General features: G+C 57.8%; 13 protein-coding genes, 1 tRNA gene and 2 pseudogenes. 12 read left to right on the forward strand and 4 right to left on the reverse strand.

Features of this window, described 5'->3' with window-relative positions; translation table 11 throughout:
- Positions 1 to 149: 149 nt before the first annotated feature.
- The 5 genes from H6B30_RS01390 (at position 150) to H6B30_RS01410 (ending at position 7,501) form a co-directional block, all read left to right on the forward strand.
- Positions 150 to 2,018, forward strand: coding sequence for a DUF349 domain-containing protein (locus tag H6B30_RS01390; protein ID WP_205107187.1), 1,869 nt, complete (start codon positions 150 to 152; stop codon positions 2,016 to 2,018).
- 609 nt (positions 2,019 to 2,627) lie between these two features.
- Positions 2,628 to 2,698: transfer RNA gene (locus H6B30_RS01395), tRNA-Gln, on the forward strand.
- A gap of 1,481 nt (positions 2,699 to 4,179) precedes the next feature.
- Positions 4,180 to 4,539 carry a ribosome silencing factor gene (gene rsfS, locus H6B30_RS01400; protein WP_205107189.1) on the forward strand — a complete coding sequence of 120 codons (360 nt, stop codon included), beginning with the start codon at positions 4,180 to 4,182 and terminating at the stop codon, positions 4,537 to 4,539.
- A gap of 8 nt (positions 4,540 to 4,547) precedes the next feature.
- On the forward strand, positions 4,548 to 6,656 hold the full coding sequence (gene ftsH / locus H6B30_RS01405) for an ATP-dependent zinc metalloprotease FtsH (protein ID WP_205107471.1): 2,109 nt from the start codon (positions 4,548 to 4,550) through the stop codon (positions 6,654 to 6,656).
- Entirely contained in the window at positions 6,653 to 7,501 is an 849-nt protein-coding gene (locus H6B30_RS01410) for a phosphatidate cytidylyltransferase (protein WP_205107191.1), read from the forward strand. The genes ftsH and H6B30_RS01410 overlap by 4 nt, the downstream gene beginning before the upstream one ends.
- Positions 7,502 to 7,650: 149 nt before the next feature.
- Here H6B30_RS01410 and H6B30_RS01415 read toward each other — a convergent pair whose 3' ends face one another.
- Entirely contained in the window at positions 7,651 to 8,778 is a 1,128-nt protein-coding gene (locus H6B30_RS01415; protein ID WP_205107193.1) for a lipid-A-disaccharide synthase, read from the reverse strand.
- Positions 8,775 to 9,548, reverse strand: coding sequence for a 5'/3'-nucleotidase SurE (gene surE / locus H6B30_RS01420; RefSeq protein WP_205107195.1), 774 nt, complete (start codon positions 9,546 to 9,548; stop codon positions 8,775 to 8,777). The genes H6B30_RS01415 and surE overlap by 4 nt, the downstream gene beginning before the upstream one ends.
- Positions 9,549 to 9,673: 125 nt before the next feature.
- Here surE and H6B30_RS01425 point away from each other — a divergent pair, with 125 nt between their 5' ends.
- The 7 genes from H6B30_RS01425 (at position 9,674) to H6B30_RS01455 (ending at position 22,050) form a co-directional block, all read left to right on the forward strand.
- Positions 9,674 to 10,456, forward strand: coding sequence for a ParA family protein (locus tag H6B30_RS01425; protein ID WP_205107197.1), 783 nt, complete (start codon positions 9,674 to 9,676; stop codon positions 10,454 to 10,456).
- Between the two features lie 2 nt (positions 10,457 to 10,458).
- A complete protein-coding gene (locus tag H6B30_RS01430; RefSeq protein WP_205107199.1) occupies positions 10,459 to 11,394 on the forward strand; it encodes a ParB/RepB/Spo0J family partition protein in 936 nt (311 codons plus the stop codon).
- A gap of 2 nt (positions 11,395 to 11,396) precedes the next feature.
- Complete coding sequence (locus H6B30_RS01435) at positions 11,397 to 12,260, forward strand: DUF5683 domain-containing protein (protein WP_239483434.1); 864 nt, start codon at positions 11,397 to 11,399, stop codon at positions 12,258 to 12,260.
- Between the two features lie 60 nt (positions 12,261 to 12,320).
- Complete coding sequence (locus H6B30_RS01440; RefSeq protein WP_205107201.1) at positions 12,321 to 13,628, forward strand: lytic transglycosylase domain-containing protein; 1,308 nt, start codon at positions 12,321 to 12,323, stop codon at positions 13,626 to 13,628.
- An 82-nt stretch (positions 13,629 to 13,710) separates the two neighbouring features.
- The gene (locus H6B30_RS01445; RefSeq protein WP_205107203.1) at positions 13,711 to 15,984 is read left to right on the forward strand and encodes a RelA/SpoT family protein; all 2,274 of its coding nucleotides are present in this window, start codon (positions 13,711 to 13,713) and stop codon (positions 15,982 to 15,984) included.
- 120 nt (positions 15,985 to 16,104) lie between these two features.
- Positions 16,105 to 17,049, forward strand: a complete 945-nt coding sequence (locus tag H6B30_RS01450) for a pectinesterase family protein (protein ID WP_239483445.1) — start codon at positions 16,105 to 16,107, stop codon at positions 17,047 to 17,049.
- A 609-nt stretch (positions 17,050 to 17,658) separates the two neighbouring features.
- Positions 17,659 to 22,050 (forward strand): choice-of-anchor J domain-containing protein, encoded by a 4,392-nt coding sequence (locus tag H6B30_RS01455; protein WP_205107207.1) that lies wholly within the window; start codon positions 17,659 to 17,661, stop codon positions 22,048 to 22,050.
- A gap of 79 nt (positions 22,051 to 22,129) precedes the next feature.
- Here H6B30_RS01455 and H6B30_RS01460 read toward each other — a convergent pair.
- Positions 22,130 to 23,493 (reverse strand): annotated as a pseudogene (locus H6B30_RS01460) (TolC family protein).
- A pseudogene (locus H6B30_RS01465) lies at positions 23,490 to 24,769 on the reverse strand (efflux RND transporter permease subunit); the annotation flags it as partial. The pseudogenes H6B30_RS01460 and H6B30_RS01465, both read right to left, overlap by 4 nt.
- Between the last annotated feature and the right edge of the window lies 1 nt (position 24,770).

Here is a 24,770-nt window from a genome sequence, read left to right on the forward strand (position 1 = left end):
AATTAGGAGTTTACAATATTTTTCTGTAAGTTTGCGCCTAAATTGTGCTGTGCAAAGCGCCATAAAGAACAATTCAACACTCTGAAAGCAACATTCACACAAGGCACAATGATAGTGGCATTAAAACAATCACGGACTAAAAAGTTTGAATGATGGACTCTCAAGAAAAGACCCTCGAAATGGGCAATCAGGAAGAAATGAACAAAGTGGAATCAACCCCCGTCACGGCCGCAGAGCCAGCAACCGAGGGTGAGACTCCGCAAGTGGCAACCGAAGAAACCGAGGCCGAGGCTGCAGCCGAACCGGAATACAAGAAGCACTATGCCACGAAGAAGGAAGTCCTCGACCGCGTCAGGGAGATAGCTCACAACGAGGAAGCACCTGCAAAAGACGAAGTGGACTATCTCAAGACCGTGTTCTACAAGCTCCACATTGCCGAGCGCGAAGCCAACCTGAAAAGTTACATCGATGCCGGCGGCGACCCTGAAAGCTACCAAATCGCACCCGACGAAGACGAAGAGGCCTTCAAGGCTGAAATGGGCATAATAAAGGAAAAGCGTGCGAAAATATTCAAAGAGCAGGAAGAGGAGAAAGAAGCCAACCTAAAGAAGAAACTCGACATAATAGAAAAGATAAAAGCCATGGTCACCTCGCCCGAGGAGGCCAACAAATCATACCAGGAATTCAAGGCGCTGCAGCAGGAATGGAAAGAGATAAAGAATGTGCCTGCCGCCAAAGCCAACGAACTGTGGCGCAACTACCAACTATACGTTGAGCAATTCTACGACATGCTGAAGCTCAACAGCGAAGCCCGCGAATACGATTTCAAGAAAAACCAGGAAATAAAGCTGCGCCTGTGTGAGGCTGCCGAAAAGCTGGCAGAGGAGCCGGACGTGATAAGCGCCTTCCACCAACTGCAGAAACTGCACCAGGAATACCGCGAGACCGGCCCCGTGGCCAAGGAACTGCGCGAAGAGATATGGGCGCGCTTCAAGGCCGCATCAACCGTAATCAACAAGCGCCACCAGCAACACTTCGAGCAGCTGAGGGCCAAGGAGGAAGACAACCTGGCACGCAAGACCGCCCTCTGCGAAAAGGTGGAGGCCATAGCCGCCGAAGAAAACAAGGGCGCAAGCGACTGGGAGAAGCACACCAAGGCCATCATCGAGATACAGGCTGAATGGAAGACCATCGGATTTGCACCACAGAAGATGAACGTCAAGATATTCGAACGCTTCAGGGCTGCATGCGACGATTTCTTCGGACGCAAGGCCGAATACTTCAAGACGCTCAAGGAAACATTCAAAGCCAACGCCGAGAAGAAACGCGCCTTGGTGGAAAAGGCCAAGGCTCTGCAAGACAGCACAGAATGGCGCTCTACATCCGACAAGCTCATAGCGCTGCAGAAGGAATGGAAAAAGATAGGAATGGTGCCCAAGAAAACCGGCGACCAGCTGTGGGCTGAGTTCCTCGGGGCTTGCAACCACTTCTTCGAGGCACGCAACGCCGCCAATTCCGGGCAGAGAAGCGAAGAGCACGCCAACCTCGACAAGAAGCGCGCCGTGATTGAAAAACTAAAGGCCATCAACGCCGAGACCGAAGGCAACGTGCAGGAGATGGTGCAGAAACTGGTTGAGGAATACAACTCTATAGGCCACGTGCCCTATAAGGAGAAAGACAAGGTGTACGACGAGTACCACGCAGCAATAGACAAGCTATACAAAGAGCTCAACATCAGCGTGGCGCAGCGACGCCTCAACAACTTCAAAAACAAGCTTAAGAGCGTGGCCGAGCAAGGTGAAAGCGCACTCGACAACGAGCGCGCACGCCTCATGAGGCAATATGAGACGCTCAAGAGCGAGGTGCAGACTTACGAAAACAACCTTGGCTTCCTCAACGCTTCGAGCAAGAAGGGCAACAGCCTGATTGACGAGATGAACCGCAAGGTGCAGAAGCTCAAGGACGACATGAACCTGCTGCGCGAGAAAATCAAGGCCATCGACGCCGAGAACAAGTAAACACACCGCCTTACGGCAAGCAAACCATAAAGCCCGCACGGCCCAACGGCCGTGCGGGCTTTTTCTATCCGCAAGCGGCAACGGGACATACCAAGGCTCTCCGCTACAATAATCGGCCGTCACGCAGAGCAAAGCCAGCACTGAAACCTGCACCATGCCATCCAATCGCCTGCATCTCCAGACTGTGACATTGCCAGAAGCGCAGTCCGCCGCAGCCCGACAAGCCTAAGCCAAAGGCCACAACAATCACACCCGGCAACCACTTGCACATCTTCACATCACCATGCCTTCGGCGCCGTATCGACACCTACGGCAACACCATCGGCGCAACGCGCCAACTGAAACACACAAGCCCAAACAACCACAAAAATGAAGTCGGAAGCACGCCACCGCCCCACTCTACTCAACAAATAGCGAAGCGGAAACAACAACCGACAAAAGCCGAAAATGACTTCGCCGAGGCCGAAAATCGGTTAAACAGGCCACAAAAACCAAGAGAAAGCAAAAAAAATCGCGTTTTGGCAAAAAAAAGACCCCAAAAGTTTTGCGGTTTCAGAAAAATGCGCTACCTTTGCACTCGCAATCAGGAAACAAATCCGATGCAAACATTGGGATATGGTGTAATGGTAACACTACAGATTCTGGTCCTGTCATTCTTGGTTCGAGTCCGAGTATCCCAACAAAGAGGCTTCCAAACGAAGCCTCTTTTTCGTTTATATGCCTCACGCCGTTACGCCATCCTGCCAACATGGGGCGGAACGTAACACAACAAACCAAGCCGACAACCATGACACAGGCGGCCAACCACCACTGAGCAAATAGCCGGACAAGCCGCGCCGCCATGGCACATCGCAGCATACCGACCGCCCAAGCCGCGCCGACGGCATTTGCATACGGACTACATTCACTGCCGCCGCAACCTAAACGACAAGGCATACAGGCACAGCCACCATGGCATTACCTGCCGAAGCAACAGCCCCAATGACTCCGCCAAACCCGCATAGCCATTTTCCAAAACACCCCACCCGCAGATTCGGCGCCCGCAACACATAAAGGCACGCCGCGCCAAGGGGGCGCAAACAGGCACCGGCCGCCACGGTTGTCAACACAAGGCTATTGCCGTGAGGCCGTCGTGCCACATGGCCAATGCCATGGCGCTCACCGCAAACGGATGGCCCCGGGCTCCAACCAGATGGCGAGGGTTGCCGCCAAGCGGCATAGCCGTTGCCAACACTTACCCCGAAAACGGCATCCTCCCCATGCCGCAATTGCGGCCCAATTGCGCCCTATGCAACAAAAGCCCACCGGGCGCCACCCGGGCAATGGGCGCCGGCGACACTCATGGCAAGGCCGACGCCATGTGAAAAAGGCAAGGCGCAACCAATGCCAACGGAAGGCAGGCACCATTGCGCCCGCAAAAAAACTTACAACCACAAGCCGCCATCCCACTGCCGACGCCGCATACCGGCCGTTCGGCACTCCAAAACGGCACGTATCGACATGCGAAACGTGCCGTTTTGCAGCCAGAAACGGCACGTCTCAGAAGGCAGCAAACCTAACGCCGCAACCCCCTGCCAGCCAATCGGTTAGCCCATCCAGCCGCCAACCGCGGCCGGAGCACAGAGACATTGACGCCAACCGCCAGCAAAAGCCACAGCCAAACAAGCCCTGTTGCCATACAGTCAGGCCGCCGCCGGTGGCCAACGCCCACCAGGCCAAGCAGAGAAAATGCAGCTGCCGAGGCACAGCCAACATGACCGAAGCGCCATGGAAGCACAATAAAAATATCGGAACAAACACCGGTCAGGCCTTTGAGCGGTTTTGGTTTCACACCCACGCAGCCCAACCAGTGCCACAATGGCCCGGCGGCCTGTGGCATACACCAATTTAACCATCTGACAGAATGCGCATAAAGACAGGGGCAAATGCTTAATATTTCCCAATTTATTTTGCGCTTTTACGTATTTACATTACCTTTGCAAAGGATTGACATCCGCCTGACAGACAGCCAAAACCGCCAAACAGGCCATGCCAAACGCCATAGCCGCCACGCCGGCGCCTAATGGTGCACGAAGCGCAGGCATGGCAGAAGCAAGCGCGGAGCGTCATGTTGGCATCATGTTTGCATGAGATGATATTATAATCACTTTTATAAATATTAATGGAACAAACAAAGCAATTAGTCCAAACCATCACCAAGGGAATACAAGAGAAAAAAGGAAAAGACATAGTAATAGCCGACCTCAGCAGCATCGAAGGCGCCATCTGCCGATACTTCGTGATATGCCAAGGCTCATCGCCATCTCAGGTGGAGGCAATAACCGAATCGATAGGCGACGTGGTGAGCACTGAGGCAGGCGAGAAGCCTACCAAGGTGGTGGGGCTGAACAACGCCCAGTGGGTGGCGATGGACTACAGCGACGTGCTCGTGCATATATTCCTGCCCGACACCCGCCAGTACTACAACCTGGAAAACCTGTGGGAAGACGCCATCCTGACAAAGATTCCAAACGAAGAATGAAAGACAACATGGACAACAAACAGAATAACCCGAAGATGAACATGCCCAAGTTCAACATGAACTGGATATACGGCATGGTCATCGTGGCCCTGCTCCTGATGTGGTTCTCGGGCGGAGGCCAGAAGTCGAGCGTGCAGACCGAAACGTCATACTCGCAATTCAAGGCGATGGTGATGAAGGGCTACGCATCGAAGATAGTGGTAAACAAAGAGAAGAACACGCTGCTGATGTACGTGAAGCCCGAGCACATACGCGACGTTTTCGGCAAAGGGGTGCAGCAGACAGGCAAAGACCCCGCCGTCACCGTTGAGTTCGGGTCGGTCGACCAGGTTGAGGAATTCATCAACCAAGCCCGCGACCTGAAGAAGTTCAGCGGCGACTACAGCTACGAGAACCAAAAAGACAACGAGCTGTTCACCATACTCCTGCAACTGCTGCCGTTCATATTCTTCATCGCCATCTGGATTTACTTCATGCGGCGGATGAGCGGCGGTGCCGGAGGGTCGGGCGCCGGAGGTGTGTTCAACGTAGGCAAGAGCAAGGCAAAGATGTACGAAAAGGGCGGCGAGATAAGCGTCACGTTCAAAGACGTGGCCGGCCAAGCCGGCGCAAAGCAGGAGGTGCAGGAGATTGTCGACTTCCTGAAGAACCCGAAGAAATACACCGAGCTGGGCGGAAAGATTCCGAAGGGAGCTTTGCTGGTAGGCCCTCCGGGCACAGGCAAGACGCTCCTGGCCAAGGCAGTGGCCGGAGAGGCCGGCGTCCCGTTCTTCTCCATGAGCGGCTCCGACTTCGTCGAGATGTTCGTCGGCGTGGGCGCCAGCCGCGTGCGCGACCTGTTCCGCCAGGCCAAGGAGAAATCGCCGTGCATCATCTTCATCGACGAGATTGACGCCGTGGGCCGCGCCCGCAGCAAAAACCCGGCCATGGGTGGCAACGACGAGCGCGAAAACACGCTCAACGCCCTGCTCACCGAGATGGACGGCTTCGGCACCAACAGCGGCGTAATCATACTCGCCGCCACCAACAGGGCCGACATGCTCGACTCAGCGCTGCTCCGCGCCGGCCGCTTCGACCGCCAGATACATGTAGACCTGCCCGACCTCAACGAGCGCAAGGCAGTGTTCAAGGTGCACCTGCGCCCGGTGAAGACCGACGACACCGTAGACATCGACTTCCTGGCACGCCAGACCCCGGGCTTCTCGGGGGCCGACATTGCCAACGTGTGCAACGAGGCCGCGCTGATAGCCGCGCGCCACAACAGCCACGCCGTGGGCAAGCAAGACTTCCTCGACGCCGTTGACCGCATCATCGGCGGCCTCGAGAAGAAGACAAAGATAATGACCGACAAGGAAAAGGAGACCATTGCCATCCACGAGGCCGGCCATGCCACCGTGTCGTGGTTTACCGAACACGCCAACCCGCTGGTCAAGGTGAGCATCGTGCCGCGCGGACGCGCGCTCGGCGCCGCATGGTACCTGCCCGAAGAGCGGGCCATCACGACCAAGGAGGAAATGCTCGACGAGATGTGCGCCACGCTCGGCGGACGCGCCGCCGAAGAGTTGTTCACGGGCCACATATCCACCGGAGCGATGAACGACCTGGAGCGGGTGACCAAGAGCGCCTACGGAATGATTGCCTATGCGGGCATGAGCGACAAGCTGCCAAACGTTTGCTTCTACAACAATTCGGAATACAACTTCCAGCGGCCTTACTCAGAGACCACGGCGAAAGTGATGGACGACGAGGTGCTGAAGATGATTAACGGGCAGTATGAGCGCGCCAAGCAGATACTGACCGAGCACAAGGAAGGCCACGCAAGCCTTGCCCGGCTGCTCATGGAGCGCGAGGTTATATTCGCCGAAGACGTTGAAAAGATATTCGGCAAGCGCCCATGGGCCAGCCGAGCCGAAGAACTGCTCGAGGCACAGCAGCGGGCCGAGGCCGAAGCCATGGCCGAACACCGCGCCAAGGAGCTCGAGGCACAGGGCAAGACACTCGGCGAACCGTCCACCGACACACAGGGCGACGCCGACGAGACCGACGCACAGAAGCCGGGCGAGGGCGCAAACGATGGTGCCACAGCAGAGAAAGAAGACAAAAACGAAAGCAAATGAGCAACTTCATAGTAAGGACAATAACGGGGATATTCTTTGTGGCCGCCATAGTGGTGAGCTTCATCGACCCCACGGCCATGGCCCTGCTGTTCGCCCTGGTGACGGGGCTGACCGTGTGGGAGTTCACGGGGCTGGTCAACCAGCGCGACGGCGTAGACACCAACCGCATGATATGCACCGTGGCCGGGGTATATTTCTTCCTGGCCATGATAGGCTTCTGCAGCGAGCTGACGCCGTCGGCCGTGTTCATTCCCTACCTGATAACCATCATCTACCTGTTCGTGGCCGAGCTCTACGCCAAGAACCCCGACCCCATCAGCACATGGGCACACACCATGATGAGCCAGCTCTACATCGCCCTGCCCTTCTCGATGCTCGGCGTGCTGGCTTTCCGGGCCACGCCAGTGGGCACTGAATATGTGTCGACCATACCGCTGAGCGTATTCGTCTTCCTGTGGATCAACGACACCGGGGCCTATTGCTGCGGCTCGCTGCTTGGCCGCCACAAGCTGTTTCCGCGCATCAGCCCGGGCAAGAGCTGGGAGGGAAGCATCGGCGGAGCCGTGTTTGTGGCCGCCGCAGCCTTGCTGATATGGCATGTCACCGAGCTCTACGGCTTCAACGAACTGCAGCTCAGCGCGCTGCAATGGGTGGGCCTGGGGCTCACGGTGACCGTGTTCGGCACATGGGGCGACTTGGTTGAAAGCCTGTTCAAGCGCACGCTTGGCATCAAGGACAGCGGCAAGATACTGCCGGGCCACGGAGGCATGCTCGACAGGTTCGACTCGTCGCTGCTCGCCCTGCCCGCCGCAGTGATATACCTCTACACCCTCACACTGTTCTAAAGCCACAATCATACACACAAATACACTTTGGCCCAACCGGCAAATGCCGGTTGGGCCAAAGTGTATTGCATGATCCGAAACACCACATTGGCGCAAAGAGCCACCGGCAGCCGCAAACGCGGCATGAGCCGATGCCCTAAGCAAGACGGCTACCCACGCCCCCTGCCCTTAAGCAAGCCCACCATGATGCGCGCGGCATTGTCGGGGGCGCCTGCCTTGCCCAGCCTCCTGCCCACCTCGGCATAGCCGTCGAGCATGGCCTGGCGGCCACTTCCGCCGGGCAGAATCTTGCCCAGCTCGGCACGTATGTTGCCAACCGAGAAGGTGTCGGCCACCAACTCCGGCACCACTTCGCAGCCGGCAATGAGGTTGACAAGCGAGATGTACCTCACCTTAAGTATATGGCGGCGCAAGAAAGATATGACTTTCGGTATCGGGGTCTCGTAGCACACCACCTGCGGAACGCCGAAGAGCGCTGTCTCGAGCGTGGCCGTGCCACTGGTGACGAGCGCCGCCGAAGCATGGGCTAGCAGCGGATAGGTCATGCCACGCACCACCTCAACACCCGTGCCCGCCACAAACGGCTCATAATAGGCCGGCTCAATGCCCGGGGCACCGGCCAACACTGGCTGGTAAGCGGGAAAAGCCTTCACGGCTTCTATCATTGCCGGCAAGTTGTCTTTAATCTCCTGCCTGCGCGAACCGGCCAGCAAGGCAATCACAGGCCGCCCGTAGTCGGCAAAGCTGCCGTCGTAGGCCGCCTTGAACGAGGCCACCTCGTCGGCCGTAGGGTTGCCCACATAATGCACGGGATAGTGATGGCGGCCCTCATAGAAATCGGTCTCGAAGGGCAGTATGCAGAACATCTCCGTCACATCGCGCTTTATGTTCTTGATGCGATACTCCTTCCAAGCCCATATTTTCGGCGAAATATAATAATAGACAGGCAATCCCAGCTCTGCCCTCACATACTTGGCAATGCCGAGGTTGAAGCCCGGATAGTCGACAAGAATCACCGCATCGGGGCCCCACCCGGCTATGTCACGCTTGCACGAGCGCATATTGGCAAGTATGGTCGGCAAGTGCAGCAGCACAGGAACAAACCCCATGTAAGCCAGTTCGCGGTAGTGGCGCACCCGGGTGCCGCCTACAGCCGCCATCAGGTCGCCGCCGAAAAACCTGAAACTGGCCTCGGCATCCTCGCGCTGCAACGCCTCCATCAGTTTGGAAGCATGCAGGTCGCCACTTGCCTCGCCCGCTATGATATAGTATTTCATTCGAAATCCCAGCTTTGCATTTGTCTTAACATTTCGTAATCGGTCACATCCACCGTGGTAGGCGTTATGGCCACGTATCCGTGGGTCAGCGCCCAGTTGTCGGTGTCTGTTGCCTCCGGTTCGTCGTTAGTATACTCACCAACCATCCAAAAATAGTCGTAATCCCTGGGATGATGGCAGCGAACAACCTCATTTCCCCATGTTCCCCTTGCCATTCGGCACACCTTGACTCCCGAGAAACGCTCTACAACAGGGAAATTCACATTCAGGCACACGCCCTTGGGAAGTCCTTCGTCAAGCAATTTCTTTGTAATCATTTTTACAAATGGTTCAAGTGGTCTGAAGTCGGCATCGTCGCTATGGTCGCAAATAGAAAAAGCCACAGACGGGATATACTTCATGCACCCCTCCATGGTGACGCCCATAGTGCCTGAGTAATGCGAGTTGACAGAGGCGTTGTCGCCGTGGTTGATGCCACCAATCACCAAGTCGGGCCTCCTGTCGCCGCAAAGCTCGCTCAAAGCCAGCTTCACGCAGTCGACAGGGGTGCCGTTGCACGACCACACCTCCACACCCTCCCACTTGCGGCGCAGCTTGAGCCGCAAAGGGGTGGTGGCAGAGAAAGCACACGAAAAGCCGCTTCGGGCCGCTTCTGGGGCACATACCAGCAGGTCGCCGAAACCACCCACCATGTCGATGAGCGAGCGAAGACCCTTGGCGTGGTAACCGTCATCGTTGGAAATTAGTATTAAAGGTTTCTTATTTTCCATAAATATCCTCTTAATTCGGATGCAAAAATACGAAAAAAGGTTCATTAATGGCTTTTTCTCGCATAAAATATGTAACTTTGCAAACCAAATACGCAAGCATACTACGGTTTGACAGAATTTCGAAAATGGGAAAGATAATCGCATTAGCAAACCAAAAAGGCGGTGTGGGCAAGACCACCACTACCATCAATCTGGCGGCTTCGCTCGCCACACTCGAAAAGAACGTCTTAGTTGTCGACGCCGACCCGCAGGCCAACGCTTCCAGCGGCTTGGGCGTAGACATTAAGCAAGTGGATTGCTCGCTATATGAATGCATAATAGACCATGCCGACGTACGCGACGCGATATACACGACCGACATCGACGGGCTGGACATAATACCCAGCCATATCGACCTTGTGGGCGCAGAAATTGAAATGCTCAACCTCGCCAACCGCGAGAAAGTGCTCAAGAATCTGCTCGACCCCATACGCAGCGACTACGACTACATACTCATCGACTGCAGCCCCTCGCTGGGCCTTATAACCGTCAACTCGCTCACGGCAGCCGACTCTGTCATCATACCGGTGCAGTGTGAGTACTTCGCCCTCGAAGGAATCAGCAAGCTGCTCAACACCATCAAAATCATAAAGAACAAGCTGAACACAAGGCTCGAGATAGAAGGCTTCCTGCTGACAATGTACGACTCGAGGCTCAGGCTGGCCAACCAGATATACGACGAGGTGAAACGCCACTTCCAGGAACTGGTGTTCAAGACCGTGATACAGCGCAACGTGAAACTGAGCGAGAGCCCGAGCCACGGCCTGCCGGTGATACTCTACGACGCAGACTCTACCGGCAGCAAGAACCACCTGGCACTGGCAAAGGAAATAATCAACAAGAACAGCAAAGACGAAGAGCATCAATAACGATGGCAGTACACAAGAAATACGACAGGAACGTCCTCGGGCGCGGGCTCGACGACATTGGCAACGGCCGCGGGCTCGATGCTCTGATCGACACGGGCAGCGTGAGCACGCAAGGCTCATCAAACCTGAGTGAGATTGAACTGAGCCACATTGAGCCCAATCCCAACCAGCCACGGCGCGAATTCGACGAAGAGGCGCTGCAGGAACTGGCTGCCAGCATACGCGAAATCGGAATAATCCAGCCTATAACGCTGCGCAAGGTGGCCGACGACCGCTACCAGATCATTGCCGGCGAAAGGCGATGGAGAGCGTCGCAGCTGGCCGGCATGCGCACCATCCCGGCCTACATACGCACCGTAGAGGACGAGAACGTGATGGAAATGGCCCTCATAGAGAACATACAGCGTGAGGACCTCAACGCCATAGAGATTGCTTTGGCATACGAACACTTGGCCGAGACCACCGGAATGACGCAAGAGCGCATATCCGAACGAGTGGGCAAAAGCCGTGCTGCGGTAACCAACTACATGCGCCTGCTCAAGCTTCCGGCCCAAGTGCAGATGGCCCTGAAGAACAAGGAGATTGACATGGGCCACGCACGGGCGCTGCTCGCGCTCGACAGCCCGAGCATACAGATAAAGCTTTTCAAGGAAATCCAAAAGAACGGATACTCTGTGCGCAAGGTCGAAGAAATGGTGCAAATGCTCAAGAACGGCGACGACGTGCAACTGGCAAAGAAAAAAATCTCTGCAAGAAACACTCTGCCCGAGGAGTTCGAGGTGCTCAAAAGCCGGCTGTCCGACTTCTTCCACACCAAGGTACAGATGACATGCTCACCCAAGGGCAAGGGCAAGATAAGCATACAGTTTGCCAACGAAGAAGACCTTGAGCGCATTATGAACGCTCTCGACAATCTGAAAACAGATAACCAGGCCTGAAGTTGAGACGGACAATCATGATATCCGCTATGCGCATCGCAGCCATTTGCATGATAATGGCAGCACAAGCGCAGCCTGTGGTTGCACAAGCAGTGGCACCGGTGGCAACTGCCGAGGCAACAGCTACGGCAGACTCCGTGGCCAAAGCCCGCGGCGCCACCGACTCCGTTGCCGTATACAGCGACTCTATATCCATACGGATAAGCCAAGCCAAGGCCACGACAGACTCCATAGCCCAAAGCATCGAGAAGGCACTGGCGGCGGGAGACACCACCCTTGCCAACGACACGAGAATGGCAATCGGGGGCGAGTTGCCGGCAGAAGCGCTGGTCAACGCCCCTGCAAAGCGCGACTGGGCCACATGGCGGCCCAATCCCCAACGGGCACTGTGGCTTGCCCTGGTAATCCCCGGAGGCGGCCAGATATACAACCGAAAGTACTGGAAGCTGCCAATAATATACGGGGGATTCATGGGATGCCTCTATGCCATGAACTGGAACAACATGATGTACAAAGACTACTCGCAGGCTTACCTCGACATCATGGACAGCGACCCGACCACGCAGAGCTACAACCAGTTTCTGCATCTGGGCCAACACATAGACAGCTCCAACGAGGAGAGATACAAGCAGATATTCAAAAACCGCAAGGACAAATACCGCCGGTGGCGCGACTTGAGCTTCTTCTGCATGCTCGGAGTGTATGCCCTGTCTGTGATAGACGCCTACGTCGACGCCGAACTGTCTGAGTTTGACATATCGAAAGACCTGAGCCTGAAGGTAGAGCCGGCGGTGATAAACAACAGCGCGTCAAACAAGGTGCTCGAAGCGTCTTCGTTCGGCGTGCAGTGCAAACTGAGATTCTAAGGCCGGAAGCAGCGCCGCGAAAGCTGCCCCACGGCATAATGCTATACATTATTAATATAAATGAACAAGAAAACCCTACTTTTCACAGTCGCATTGCTGTTTGCCGGCAACAGCATGGCACAGGCACAAGGCAGCAACGACGACAATGAAATAAGCGTAACCGACAGCAATGGCAACCAAGAAGTGATAGAGTTCCCTGAAGCTATGGGCTACGAGCTGGACAGTCTGATGAACCTTTACATGGCAAAGACATACCTCGACGAAGACGAGGACTGCCAGATGAAGGACATAAACCCCGTGTTCGAGAAAGAGGTGTACATCGACCGGCTGAGCCGAATACCCTCAATCATCGAGATGCCTTACAACGATGTGGTACAGAAATTCATCGACCGATACAGCGGGAGGCTCCGCCACTCGGTGAGCTACATGCTCGGTGCCTCAAACTTCTACATGCCGATATTCGAAGAGGCGCTCGAAGCCTACGAGCTTCCGCTTGAGCTCCGCTACATGCCCGTGATAGAGTCGGCACTCAATCCCACGGCCGTATCGCGCGCGGGAGCCACCGGCCTGTGGCAGTTCATGCTCCCGACGGGAAAGAGATACGGCCTTAACGTCAACTCTCTCGTTGACGAACGCCGCGACCCCATAAAGTCGTCGTACGCCGCCGCGCAATACCTGAGCGACCTGTACAAGGTGTTCGGCGACTGGACACTGGTCATTGCTGCCTACAACTGCGGGCCGGAGCAGGTCAACAAGGCCATCCGCCGCTCCAACGGCGAGCGCGACTACTGGAAGATATACCCATACCTGCCCAAGGAGACGCGCGGTTATGTGCCTGCGTTCATAGCCGCCAACTACATCATGACATACTACTGCGACCACAACATCTGCCCGATGAAGACCAGGCTGCCGGCAAAGACCGACACACTGATGCTCAGCAAGAATGTCCATCTCGAACAGATTGCGGCCGTGTGCGGTGTGAGCATCGACGAGCTAAGGGCCCTCAACCCGGCTTACCGGCGCGATGTCATACCCGGGGCGACAGAGCTTTCGTGCCTGAGGCTACCGCAAACAGAGGTAGGCAAGTTCATCGACAACGAAGACTCGATATACAACTACAAGAGCGAAGAGCTCATGGCCAAGCGCACCGAGGTCGAGGTCAACAAGCAGGCAGCCTCAACCACATCGAGCAAACGTTCGGCCACACGCCGCAAAAGCCGCACGAGAGCGCGCTACGTCACGATAAGGAGCGGACAGACGCTGTCGGAGCTGGCAGAGAAACACGGCACCACCGTCAGCCGGCTCAAAAGGCTCAACGGCCTGAAAGGCACGTCGATACGCGCCGGCAAGAAGCTCAGGGTAAGATAACCGAAGGCATCTCCTGCCCAGCAACAGACGTTGCCGGCAGGAGATGCCGCCTTTAATCCACAACCATTAACACGCTAAGGACATGACAAACGACCAAGAACTAAAGACCAGGGAAGCCGCCGACGACAAGATGATAAACGATGCGTTCCAACATTTGCTGGATACGTACATACAGTCGCGCCACCGCAAGAAGGTGGACATCATCACCAAGGCATTCAACTTTGCGCGACAGGCACACAAAGGCGTGCGCCGGCTGTCGGGCGAACCATACATCATGCATCCCATTGCCGTGGCCCAGATAGCGTGCGAAGAGGTGGGACTAGGTTCGACGAGCATCTGTGCGGCGCTGCTCCACGACGTTGTCGAAGACACCGACTACACCACCGAGGACATTGAAAACATATTCGGCCCGAAGATTGCCAACATCGTCGACGGGCTGACAAAGATAAGCGGGGGCATATTCGGCGACAGGGCATCGGCCCAGGCCGAGAACTTCAAGAAGCTGCTGCTCACGATGAGCGACGACATACGCGTGATACTGATAAAGATTTGCGACCGCCTGCACAACATGCGCACACTGGCCAGCCAGCCGGCCAACAAGCAATACAAGATTGCCGGGGAGACTCTATACATCTATGCGCCGCTTGCCAACAGGCTCGGGCTCAACAAGATAAAGACCGAGCTCGAAGACCTGAGCTTCCGCTATGAGCACCCCGACGAATACGCATCGATAGAACAGAAGCTCGCATCGACCCAGGCATCGCGCCACACGCTGTTCGACGAGTTCACCGCCCCCATACGCGAAGCGCTCGACAAGATGGGCATAAGATATGCAATCAAGGAGCGCGTGAAGAGCCCATACTCAATATGGTGCAAGATGCAGAACAAGCATGTGACGTTCGACGAGATTTACGACATACTCGCCGTGCGCATAATATTCACTCCGAAAGAGCGCGAGAACGAGATAAACGAATGCTTCAACATCTATGTTGCCATCAGCAGGATATACAAGTCGCACCCCGACAGGCTGCGCGACTGGCTCAACCACCCAAAGGCCAACGGCTACCAGGCGCTCCACGTCACGCTGATGTCGCACCAGGGACGCTGGATTGAGGTGCAGATACGGTCGGACAGGATGGACGAGATTGCCGAGCAGGGATTCGCCGCCCACTGGAAATACAAGGAAGGCGAGAACGGAGAGATCAACGAAGACGACGGCGAGCTCAACGACTGGCTGCACACCATCAAAGAGATACTCGACGACCCGCAGCCCGACGCCATGGATTTCCTCGACGCAATAAAGCTCAACCTCTTTGCGTCGGAGATATTCGTCTTCACCCCCAAAGGCGAGATAAAGACGATGCCGGCCGGATGTACCGCACTCGACTTCGCGTTTTCAATCCACACCTTCCTCGGCAGCCACTGCATCGGGGCCAAGGTCAACCACAAGCTCGTGCCGCTCAGCCACAAGCTCGAGAGCGGCGACCAGGTTGAAATACTCACCTCGAAGTCGCAACACGTGCAACCGTCGTGGATAAACTTTGTGTCGACGGCCAAGGCCAAGGCCAAGATACAGGCCATACTGCGCCGCGAGAGCCGCGAGATACAGAAGCTCGGCGAAGACACCCTCGGCGAGTTCCTCAAGAAAAACGGCATGGAGCACACCAACGCCGCCGTCGACAAGCTTGCCGCGCTGCACAACATGGACAAGCGTGAAGACCTGCTGCAGGCCATCGGCGAGAAGATGATAATACTCGGCGAGAAAGACATCGACGAGCTGAAAGGCAAGAAACGCGAGAAGTCAACGGGCGGATGGCGCAAGTTTGTGCCATTCATAGGCGGAGGCAAGGCCAAGAAAGACGAGGGCAAGCAGCCCGAGCTCTTTGTCGTGTCTGAATCGTTCAACCGCAAGAAGCCCATCATCATAACCGACGAGAACATAAGCCAGTACAAGTTCACGTTCTGCTGCCACCCCATACCGGGCGACGACATACTCGGGTTCATCGACAACAAGAAGCAGATAGAGATTCACAAGCGGGCCTGCCCCGTGGCCGCAAAGCTCAAGGCCAGCTACGGCAACCGCATCCTCGACGCCAAATGGGACATGCACAAGAAGCTATACTTCGACGCCACCATACGGCTTGAGGGCATCGACCGCATGGGGATGCTCAACGAGGTGACGCGGGTAATATCCGAGCAGATGAGCATCAACATCCACAAGGTGGCCTTCAGCTGCAACGAGGGGATATTCGAGGGAACAATAGAGCTGTATGTCCACGACCGCGACGACGTGCGCTCCATCATCGGAAGCCTCAAGAAGGTGCCCGGCGTGCAGGAGGTGAGCCAGATAATGTGATGCCCCTGCCGCCCGGACGGGCACCCGCGCCGCAGGCATGCCGGCCTGCCGACAACCGACAACCATAAAAAAACAATCATGATAAGAAGACTAACTATGCTCATTGCCGCGCTGGCCGTCATGGCCGGGGCAGCGGCCGCCAACAAGTATGACAACACCGACACCATAGTAGTGGCCCGCGACGGCACCGGCGAGTTCCGCACCATAGGCGAGGCCGTCGAGGTGTGCCGAGCGTTCATGGACTACACCAAGGTAATCTACGTAAAGCGCGGCCTTTACAAAGAGAAGCTCACCGTGCCCCAGTGGCTCACCAACATCGAGATTGTGGGCGAAGACCGCGACGAGACCATCATCACCTACGACGACCACGCCAACATACGCATGCCTGAAACGGGCAAGCCGATGGGCACCTTCCGCACGTTTACCGTAAGGGTGCAGGGCAGCGGCATAACATTCAAGAACATAACCATAGAAAACAACGCCGCGCAGATAGGCCAGGCCGTGGCGCTGCACACCGAGGGCGACAGGCTGACGTTTGTCAACTGCCGCCTGCTGGGCAACCAAGACACCATCTACACGGGCAACGGCGGCACGCGGCTGTTCTTCAAAGACTGCCTGATTGAGGGCACCACCGACTTCATCTTCGGCCCGTCGACGGCATGGTTTGAAAACTGCGACATACACAGCCGGCGCAATTCATACATCACTGCCGCCTCGACACCAAAGGATGTGAAGTACGGCTACGTGTTCAACCACTGCCGGCTGACCGCCGACGAGGGTGTCACCAAGGTATACCTTGGCCGTCCCTGGCGCGACTATGGCTACACGCTGTTCATGAACTGCGAGATGGGCGCACACATTCGCCCCGAAGGCTGGCACCACTGGGAGAAGCAGCGCGAGCAAACCGCCCGCTACCTTGAGTACAACAACTCGGGCCCCGGGGCCAACACCGACAGCCGGGCTGCCTGGAGCCGCCGCCTGAGCAAGAAGGAAGCCGAGGGCATTACCATGCAGGCCGTCTTCACCATCGACGACACTTGGACCCCCGAAGCAGCAAAGAAGTAAACAAGGGAAACGGTCGACAAAGGCCGGAATAATGGCCGAATGGCCCTACCAAAGCCCGTAGCCGTGCAGCCCACGGTGGCTTTCGCCGCCTTTGCCTACGCTATCCTCAAGCCCAAAAGTCTTTCAGCATACACTATCAGCCGCCCCGCCCCATCCACTCGTTAAGGATTAGGCGGGGCGGTTTGCATTATTTTACGCCATGAAGCCATTGCATGGCAACTGCGCACATCACCAAAGCCCAATTCGGCAAACTTTTTTGCACCCTCCAATACGTGCCGTTTCACACTGCAAAACGGCACGTTCGGCAACCTCAAAAGGGCCGTTTTGCAGCGCAAAACGGCCCATATCGCAAACAGACTGTGGGCCAACCGGTTACGCGCCTGCCGAGCATAAGCACACGCTACCGCCGCCGGCGCATGCATGCAAGGCTGCCCGCACACCGCAATGGTAACGCGCACAGACTGAGACATCAGGGCATTTAATCGTTTTTAACAGACAAACAGGACATACATACAGGCAAAATGCCTATTTTTGTAATATCTAACACAAGTCCTCTTTTATCTCCGGCATTTTGCCTCAAAGGGGGTTCCGACACAAAATGCGGGATTTATGTCCAACGAGCGAGCCCCGAACGATTGTATCATGAGCAAGGATTACCACCATCGGGCCATGTCCTTCGCCACGCTGCTTGCGCTTTTTATTGCAAGCATCGCCGCACACGGACAGTCTTATTCAGTCAACGAGGGTTTTGAAGGCAGCGCCTTTCCACCGGCAGGATGGACCGTTGCCGACAAGGATGGCGACGGCCACTGCTGGCAACTGGCCACGAGAAGCGACGCCACCACAAGCGGCCAGCAGACAGCCATCTCATATACCGTCGACCCATCCAACCCCACAGTGAGCTATGGCGAACAGGAAAACTACCTCATAACGCCACGCATCGACGTAACCAACGAGACATTCATGCTCTCGTTCAAGTACTGCGCACAAGACCTCGACAGCCCCGAGCTGATGGAGGTGCGCATCTCCGAGACTGGCAACAGGCCGGAAGACTTCACCACCGAGCTCGTCAGCGAGGTGGTCGACAACGGCTACGACGACTATCCCACCATGCAGTCGATGAGCCGTTCGCTCGGCAACTATGCCGGCAAGAGCATCTACATAGCCTTCGTCCACCGCGGCTCGGGCAGCTATGCCCTCGGCATCGACGACGTGCAGGTGGGCAACCAGAAAGGGCCGAGGCCCGTGAGCGGGCTCAGCGTGACGCCCGGCAGCGAAGGAAAGCTCAGCGCCACCATAGCCTGGACCAACCCTCTGTACGACGGCACGGGGGCCCCGCTGGCCGACGGGCTCGCCATCGGCATCTACCGCGACGGGCTTCTGCTCACGGCGCTGTCTGAAGGGATGGCGCCCGGAGCCGAATCGTCGTACACCGACAACACCGTGGGCAACGGAACGCACACCTATTCGGTGGTGGCACGCACGGCCGAAGGCCAGTCGGAGGCTGTCTCGCGCAGCGCATACGTGGGCGAAGACCTGCCGGCGGCCGTCGAAGAGGTGAGGGCCACAGCCTCTGGCGGACAGGTACACATCACATGGACAGCGCCCGCCGAGGGGCAGAACAACGGCTACATCAACCCCGCCAACATCACATACACCGTCGGCCGGACAACACCAGGGGGCACGGAAACAATAGCCGAAGGCATCAGCGAGACGCAATACACCGATGCCGAGGCTGCGCCGGGCGTGCTGCGCTCTTACACGGTGACGCCGGCCAACGCCACGGGAGCCGGAAAGCCGACGGCATCAAACTCTGTGATAAGCTATGGCAGCGACCTGAAAGACATTACGGCGGGCACAGGGGCCACGCTCGACTACGCCAACCCTTACCTGCCCTTCGACTTCGGCTCGCGCCACGGAGCCTACGAGGCGCTCTTCTACCCCTCCGACCTCATGTTTGCCAAGGGCACAATAAAGCACATCGTGCTCAAAAACAGCTTCAGCCCCAACTCGCTCGACAAGCCCATCAGGATATGGATGGCCGAGACCGACATGCAGACTCTCGACGAGGGATGGGTGCCTACGAGCGAGATGACGCCCGTATTCGACGGCACGGTGACGTTCCCCAACGGCGAAAACGACATTCCGTTCGAGCTGTCGGCTCCGTTTGAGTACACCGGGCGCAACCTGCTGGTGTTCATCCAGATGGACTTCGCCCAGGGAACGGGCGGGTATTTCAGCCGGTTCTTCATCGAGCCCACACCCGACAGGCCCGGCCGCACGCGCAGCCTTTCATCATACGATGCCATCGACGCCACGCGGCTGGCGCCCACCGACGGCAGCCTGTACAGCGACATGCTCATGACGCGCTTCGTGGTCGAGGCCGACGGCGTGGCCACGCTCCGGGGCACGGTGACCGACAAGGCCACGGGCAAGCCTGTGGCAGGGGCATCGGTAGACATTCCGGCCTATGGCCTGAGCTCAACCACGGCCGACGACGGTTCGTACAGCTTCTACATCGTGCCGTCGGGAACGCAGGGCGTGAGCATCACCGCCACCGGATACCTGCCCTTTGAGGGCAGTGTCGAGGTGCAGGACGGCGGCGAGCAGACGGCCGACTTCGCCATAGAGCCCATGCCAACAGTGGCCGTCACGGGCAAGGTGGTGGCCGGCGACACCGGCAAGCCCATAGCGGGGGCAAGCATAAAGGCCGAGGGCTATTCAAGCAATGCCGCAACCACTGCCGCCGACGGCTCGTTCAGGCTCGAAGGCATATATGCCGGCGAAGCCTACACGGTGAGCATCGAGCAGCCGCTCTACGACATTGTGAGCAGCAACATCACCCCCGATGCCGACGTAGACCTGGGCACCGTGACGCTGGCCCGCTCGCTGATAAGCGCCTATGGCGTGACGGCGGCAGTATCGCCCGACGGCACCCGGGCCACCATCGAGTGGAAAGACCCGGCCAGCCGCACGGGCCGCACCATGTGGACACGCTGGGGCGACTCTGACACCAACGACGACACGAGCGGCGACTACTACACCGCCAACTACAACGTGGCCCATGCCTTCACCGCCGCCGACACGGAAGACTCCATGATGGTGGGCCAGAGCTTCCTGCGCCTTAGGGCTTTCATCAAGGCAAGCGAGGGTTCTTACACTGCCACTATATGGAAAGGCAACCGCGACAACAACGTGGTGCTGGCCTCGAAAGAGATTCCTGCCTCGGAGATAAGCCCCGACGGGGCCTGGGTGACGGTAGACTTCGACGCTCCCGGGGTTGAAATCAAGCCCGGAACCGACTATCTTGTGGGCATAAGCTGCAAGGGGGCGCCAAGCGATGCCATAGGCGTGGCAGGCTACGGCTCTGACATTGAAGGCAAGAACAACCTGAAATGGAGCGACGAAACATACCTGTACAATGGCTACTATGCCTGGAACATATCGGCATACTGCGGCATACCGGGCACCGAACTGCCCGTGGCGGCCGACACCGGGGCACCGGCCTGCACCTACAACGTCTACCGGGCCGAGGCCACCGCTGGCTCAACGCCCGTCAGGCTCAACGCCGAGCCGCTGCAGGAGCTCACACTCACCGATGCAGACTGGGGCCAACTGACTTCGGGCAAGTATATATATACGGTGAAAGCTGTCTACGGCGGTGGCACCGAAGCAGCCGGCGCACTGTCTGACACGGTGGCAAGGGCAGTAAACATCGACGCCGGCGTGACCTCGTTTGCCTCTCCCGTAAAGCAGAAAGACCCGCAACAAGCTGTCGAGGTGACCGTGCGCGTGGTAAACTACGGCGAGAAACCGCTCACCGAGGTGCCCGTATTCTTCAGTGTCAACGGCTCTGAACCGACAGGAAAGACGTTTGCCGTAAACCTCAACAAGGGCGACACGGCCGACATTGCCATCGGAACGGCCGACGTGGGCCGCCTCGGTCTCTACCTGTTTGAAGCCTACACAGACATCGACGGCGACGAGGCTACGGCCAACGACACGGCTTCATTCACACTGCCAAACTACAAAGACGTGGGCCTCAGGGCCTACCGCTGGGATGCCTACGGCAACGCAGGCATAATGAGACTGCACTCCAACATACCCGAGCAGGCCGAGTTCATAAAGGAATTGACGCCCGGCGACGCGCTCATCAACGCCGGCGAGCACCTCAACGGCAAGGTCTACGCATACACGTCTACATGGTATTCCGAGCCAAGGCAGTTTGTTGTGCTCGACACTGCCACCTGGGCGCCGGTGACGGCTGTGCCAACCGACGACTTCATGCAAGACATGGCTTACGACTATTCAACCTCTACCATGTATGGCATACGCACGTCTGGCAACGGGAGCGAGCTCGTAACGATTGACCTCGGCAACGGAACGGCAACGCCCATCGGCCCAACCGGAGCCAATCTCCACGCCCTGGCCTGCAGCACCGACGGCCGGCTTTACGCGTTGACCGACGGCGGCGAGCTCTGCACAGTCGACAAGTCGACAGCCGCCACGGCCACAGTGGGCAGCACAGGCATTGCCGACGTGGCCTATTTGCAGTCGATGGCCTTCGACCATAACACCGGACGGCTGTTCTGGGCGCACACCGGCGAGATGTCGCAAGGCGAGCTCTATGAGGTCGACCCGGCCTCGGCAACGGTCATTCCGCTCGGAACTACGCTCTTCGGCGTGCAGCCTTCCGAACTGGTATGCCTGTACACGCCCTACGTCCATGTGCCCGACGGCATCAGCGACAACCGCCCTGAAGCCGGAGAGTTCTGCGTGCGCAGCTCGGGCAACGGCATCCTGACTGTAAGCATGCCGCTGGCAGCAGGCCAGAAGGCCGACGTGCGCATTGTCAACATGGCCGGCATGACCGTGGCCACGGCCACCGTGAGCAGCGCTTCGGCCACCATCGAGGCCCGACTCGCGCCCGGCGTCTACATGGCAGTTGGCATGGCAGGCGACGGCAAGGCCTACAAAGCCAAGCCGTTTGCCGTGAGGTGACTTGCTGCCTCTGCGCCGTGGCATGGCCGGAAGCCACGTTTCAATCGGGCCGCCTTCAACTTTAGGCGGCCCGATTCGGCTATTCACCGCCCCCACCGAGGGCATGGTAAAGGCTGATGACGCCCTGTATCTCGTCGAAACGGTCTTGCACCTGGGCCAATTCGGCTGCCAGCAGGTCGCGGCGGGCCGTTAGCACCTCGATGTAAGAGGCGCCAGTGCTGCTCTCCATGAGGCTTGCGGTGCTCTTCACCGCCTCTTCCAGACTGGCAATCTGCTCGCCGGTAACGCCTATGCGGGCCCTCGCCGTCTGCCATTGCGACAGCGCGTCGTTCACCTCGGCGCCCGCCTTGAGCAGGCTTTGGCGGAACTGCAGCAGGGCTTCCTGCCGCTGCGACTTGGCAATGCGAAGGTTGGCAATGTTCTGTCCGCGGTTGAACAGGGGCTGTGTAAGCCCGGCCAAGGCACTGAGCAGCCAGTTGCCTGGGTTTATTATGGCGCTGCCGTCGGTGTTGGTCCAGCCCGCCCGGCCGCTGAGGGTTATGCGCGGATAGAACGCCGAGCGCGCCTCGCCGGTGGCATAGTGGGCTTGGGCGAGCGCCATCTCGGCCTGCTTGATGTCGGGCCGACGCGCCAAGAGCTGCAGCGGCACGCCTACCAACAGGCTGTCGGGGAAGTGCTGGGCAGCCAGTGTGCCCCGCCTTATGGCCTGCGGCATCTGCCCGATGAGCGTAGAGAGCGCGTTTTCCTGCGCCCTCACCTGCTTCCTGAGCGTCAGTATGGCCGCGTCGACAGCCAGTTTGCTGGCCCGCGCCTGCGCCACGGCAGCCCCGTTGGCCTCGCCAACGCGCATCCGCGCCTCGTATGTGCGCAGGTATCCTCCCACACCGCTGCCGTACGGCGGTTTATGTCGAGCTGGGTGTCCATCAAGAGCAGGTTGTAATAGGCGTTGGCTATGGCCGAAACGACCTGCGTCTGCACCGCCTGGCAGTAGGCATCGCTCTGCAACAGCGCCGCCTTGGCCCTGCGCTTGGAGTTTGTGAGGCGCCCGAATATGTCGAGCTCCCACTCGGCCGACGCCCCAATGTTGTAAGTCTTGGCCGGCTTGGAGCCGTCGAAGCTGCTCAGCTGGCCCTGCGGCGAGAGCGTGGCCGACGGCAGGTAGGCCAGCCGCGAGGCCATGAGCGTGGCCTCGGCCTGCTCAACCCGCAGTCGGGCAACGGCCAGGTCGGTGTTGTTTTCGAGCCCGATGCGAATCAAGGCCTGCAGGTCTGGGTCGGTGAACAGCTCCGACCAGTGCAGCGTGGCTATCGAGGCTGTGTCGCCCTGGGCCACTCCGGGGCCGTAGAGTCCGTCGGCCTGCACCGCCGGACGCACGTAAGGCCTGTACACCGAGCAGCCCGCCATCAACAGGGCTGCGCCGAACAATGTCAATATACGTCTCATTTCTTATCCTTTTTCCGTTTGTCTATCGATTCCATCTCACTCCGAATCTCCCAGTCGGGATACGGCAAGAACTCCACGGGGCGCACCTTTTCCTGTGTGAACTGGAACAGAACGAAGAACACCGGCACAAAGAACAGTATGGCAAGTGTGCCGAATATCATCCCGCCGATGACGCCCGAGCCGAGCGACGAGTTGCCGTTGGCGCCCGCACCGCTGGCGAACATGAGTGGCAACAGGCCGAATATCATGGCAAGGATGGTCATGAGGATGGGCCTGAGGCGCACCTTGGCAGCGGCGAGGGCTGCCTGCACGAGCGTCATGCCAGCCCTTCGGCGGTCGGCGGCATACTCCGTCAGCAGGATGGCCGTCTTCGACAGCAGTCCGATGAGCATGATCAGGCCCGTCTGGAGGTATATGTTGTTCTCCAGCCCCATCAGCTTTGCGAACAGGAAACTGCCCATAAGGCCGAACGGCACAGACAGTATGACGGCGAAAGGCACGAAGAAGCTCTCGTAGAGTCCGCACAGGATGAGGTATACAAACACCGTGCAGACAATGAAGATGATGGCCGTGTTGTTGGTTGTCTGGCTCTCCTCACGGCTCAGGCCCGAGAACTCGAAGCCGTAGCCGCGCGGCAACACCGATGCCGCCGTCTCCCGGATGGCCTTTATTGCGTCGCCCGAGCTGTAGCCTTGGGCGGCCTCTCCGTTGATGCCCATGGCGCTGTAGAGGTTGAAGCGGCCCAGCGACTCGGGCCCGTAGACCTTGGTCAGCGTCACGAACTGGCTCAGCGGAGCCATCTTCCCGTCGCCCACGCGGGTGTATACCTTGTCGAGCGACTCGGGCGTTATACGGTATTCGGGCGACGATTGTATATTACGCGGTAGAGTTTGTTGAAGCGGTTGAAGTTTGAAACGTACTGCCCGCTGTAATATCCGGCCAGGGTGGCGAGCACGGCGTCGGCAGTTGTTCCGGCGCGCTGGCACTTGGCGGCGTCCACCTCGACAAGGAACTGCGGGAAGTTTACGTTGAACGTGGTGTAAGCCGAGCCTATCTCGGGTCGCTTCTGCAGTTCGGCAATAAACTTCCGGCCCACGTTGTACAGCTCGTCGACGCTGCCCCCGGGATAGCTCGTGGTCACCTCGACCGTTGGCGGGGCAATGCTTGGAAACTGTTCTATGGGCAATGTGAAAAGAGCGATGACCCCGACAAGAATGATTGCCACCGAGATGACAATCGAGAGCACGGGGCGCTCAATGAAAGTCTTTATCTTCATA

Origin of the sequence: Marseilla massiliensis (genome assembly GCF_016899955.1) — a bacterium.
Classification (GTDB): Bacteria; Bacteroidota; Bacteroidia; order Bacteroidales; family Bacteroidaceae; genus Prevotella; species Prevotella intestinigallinarum.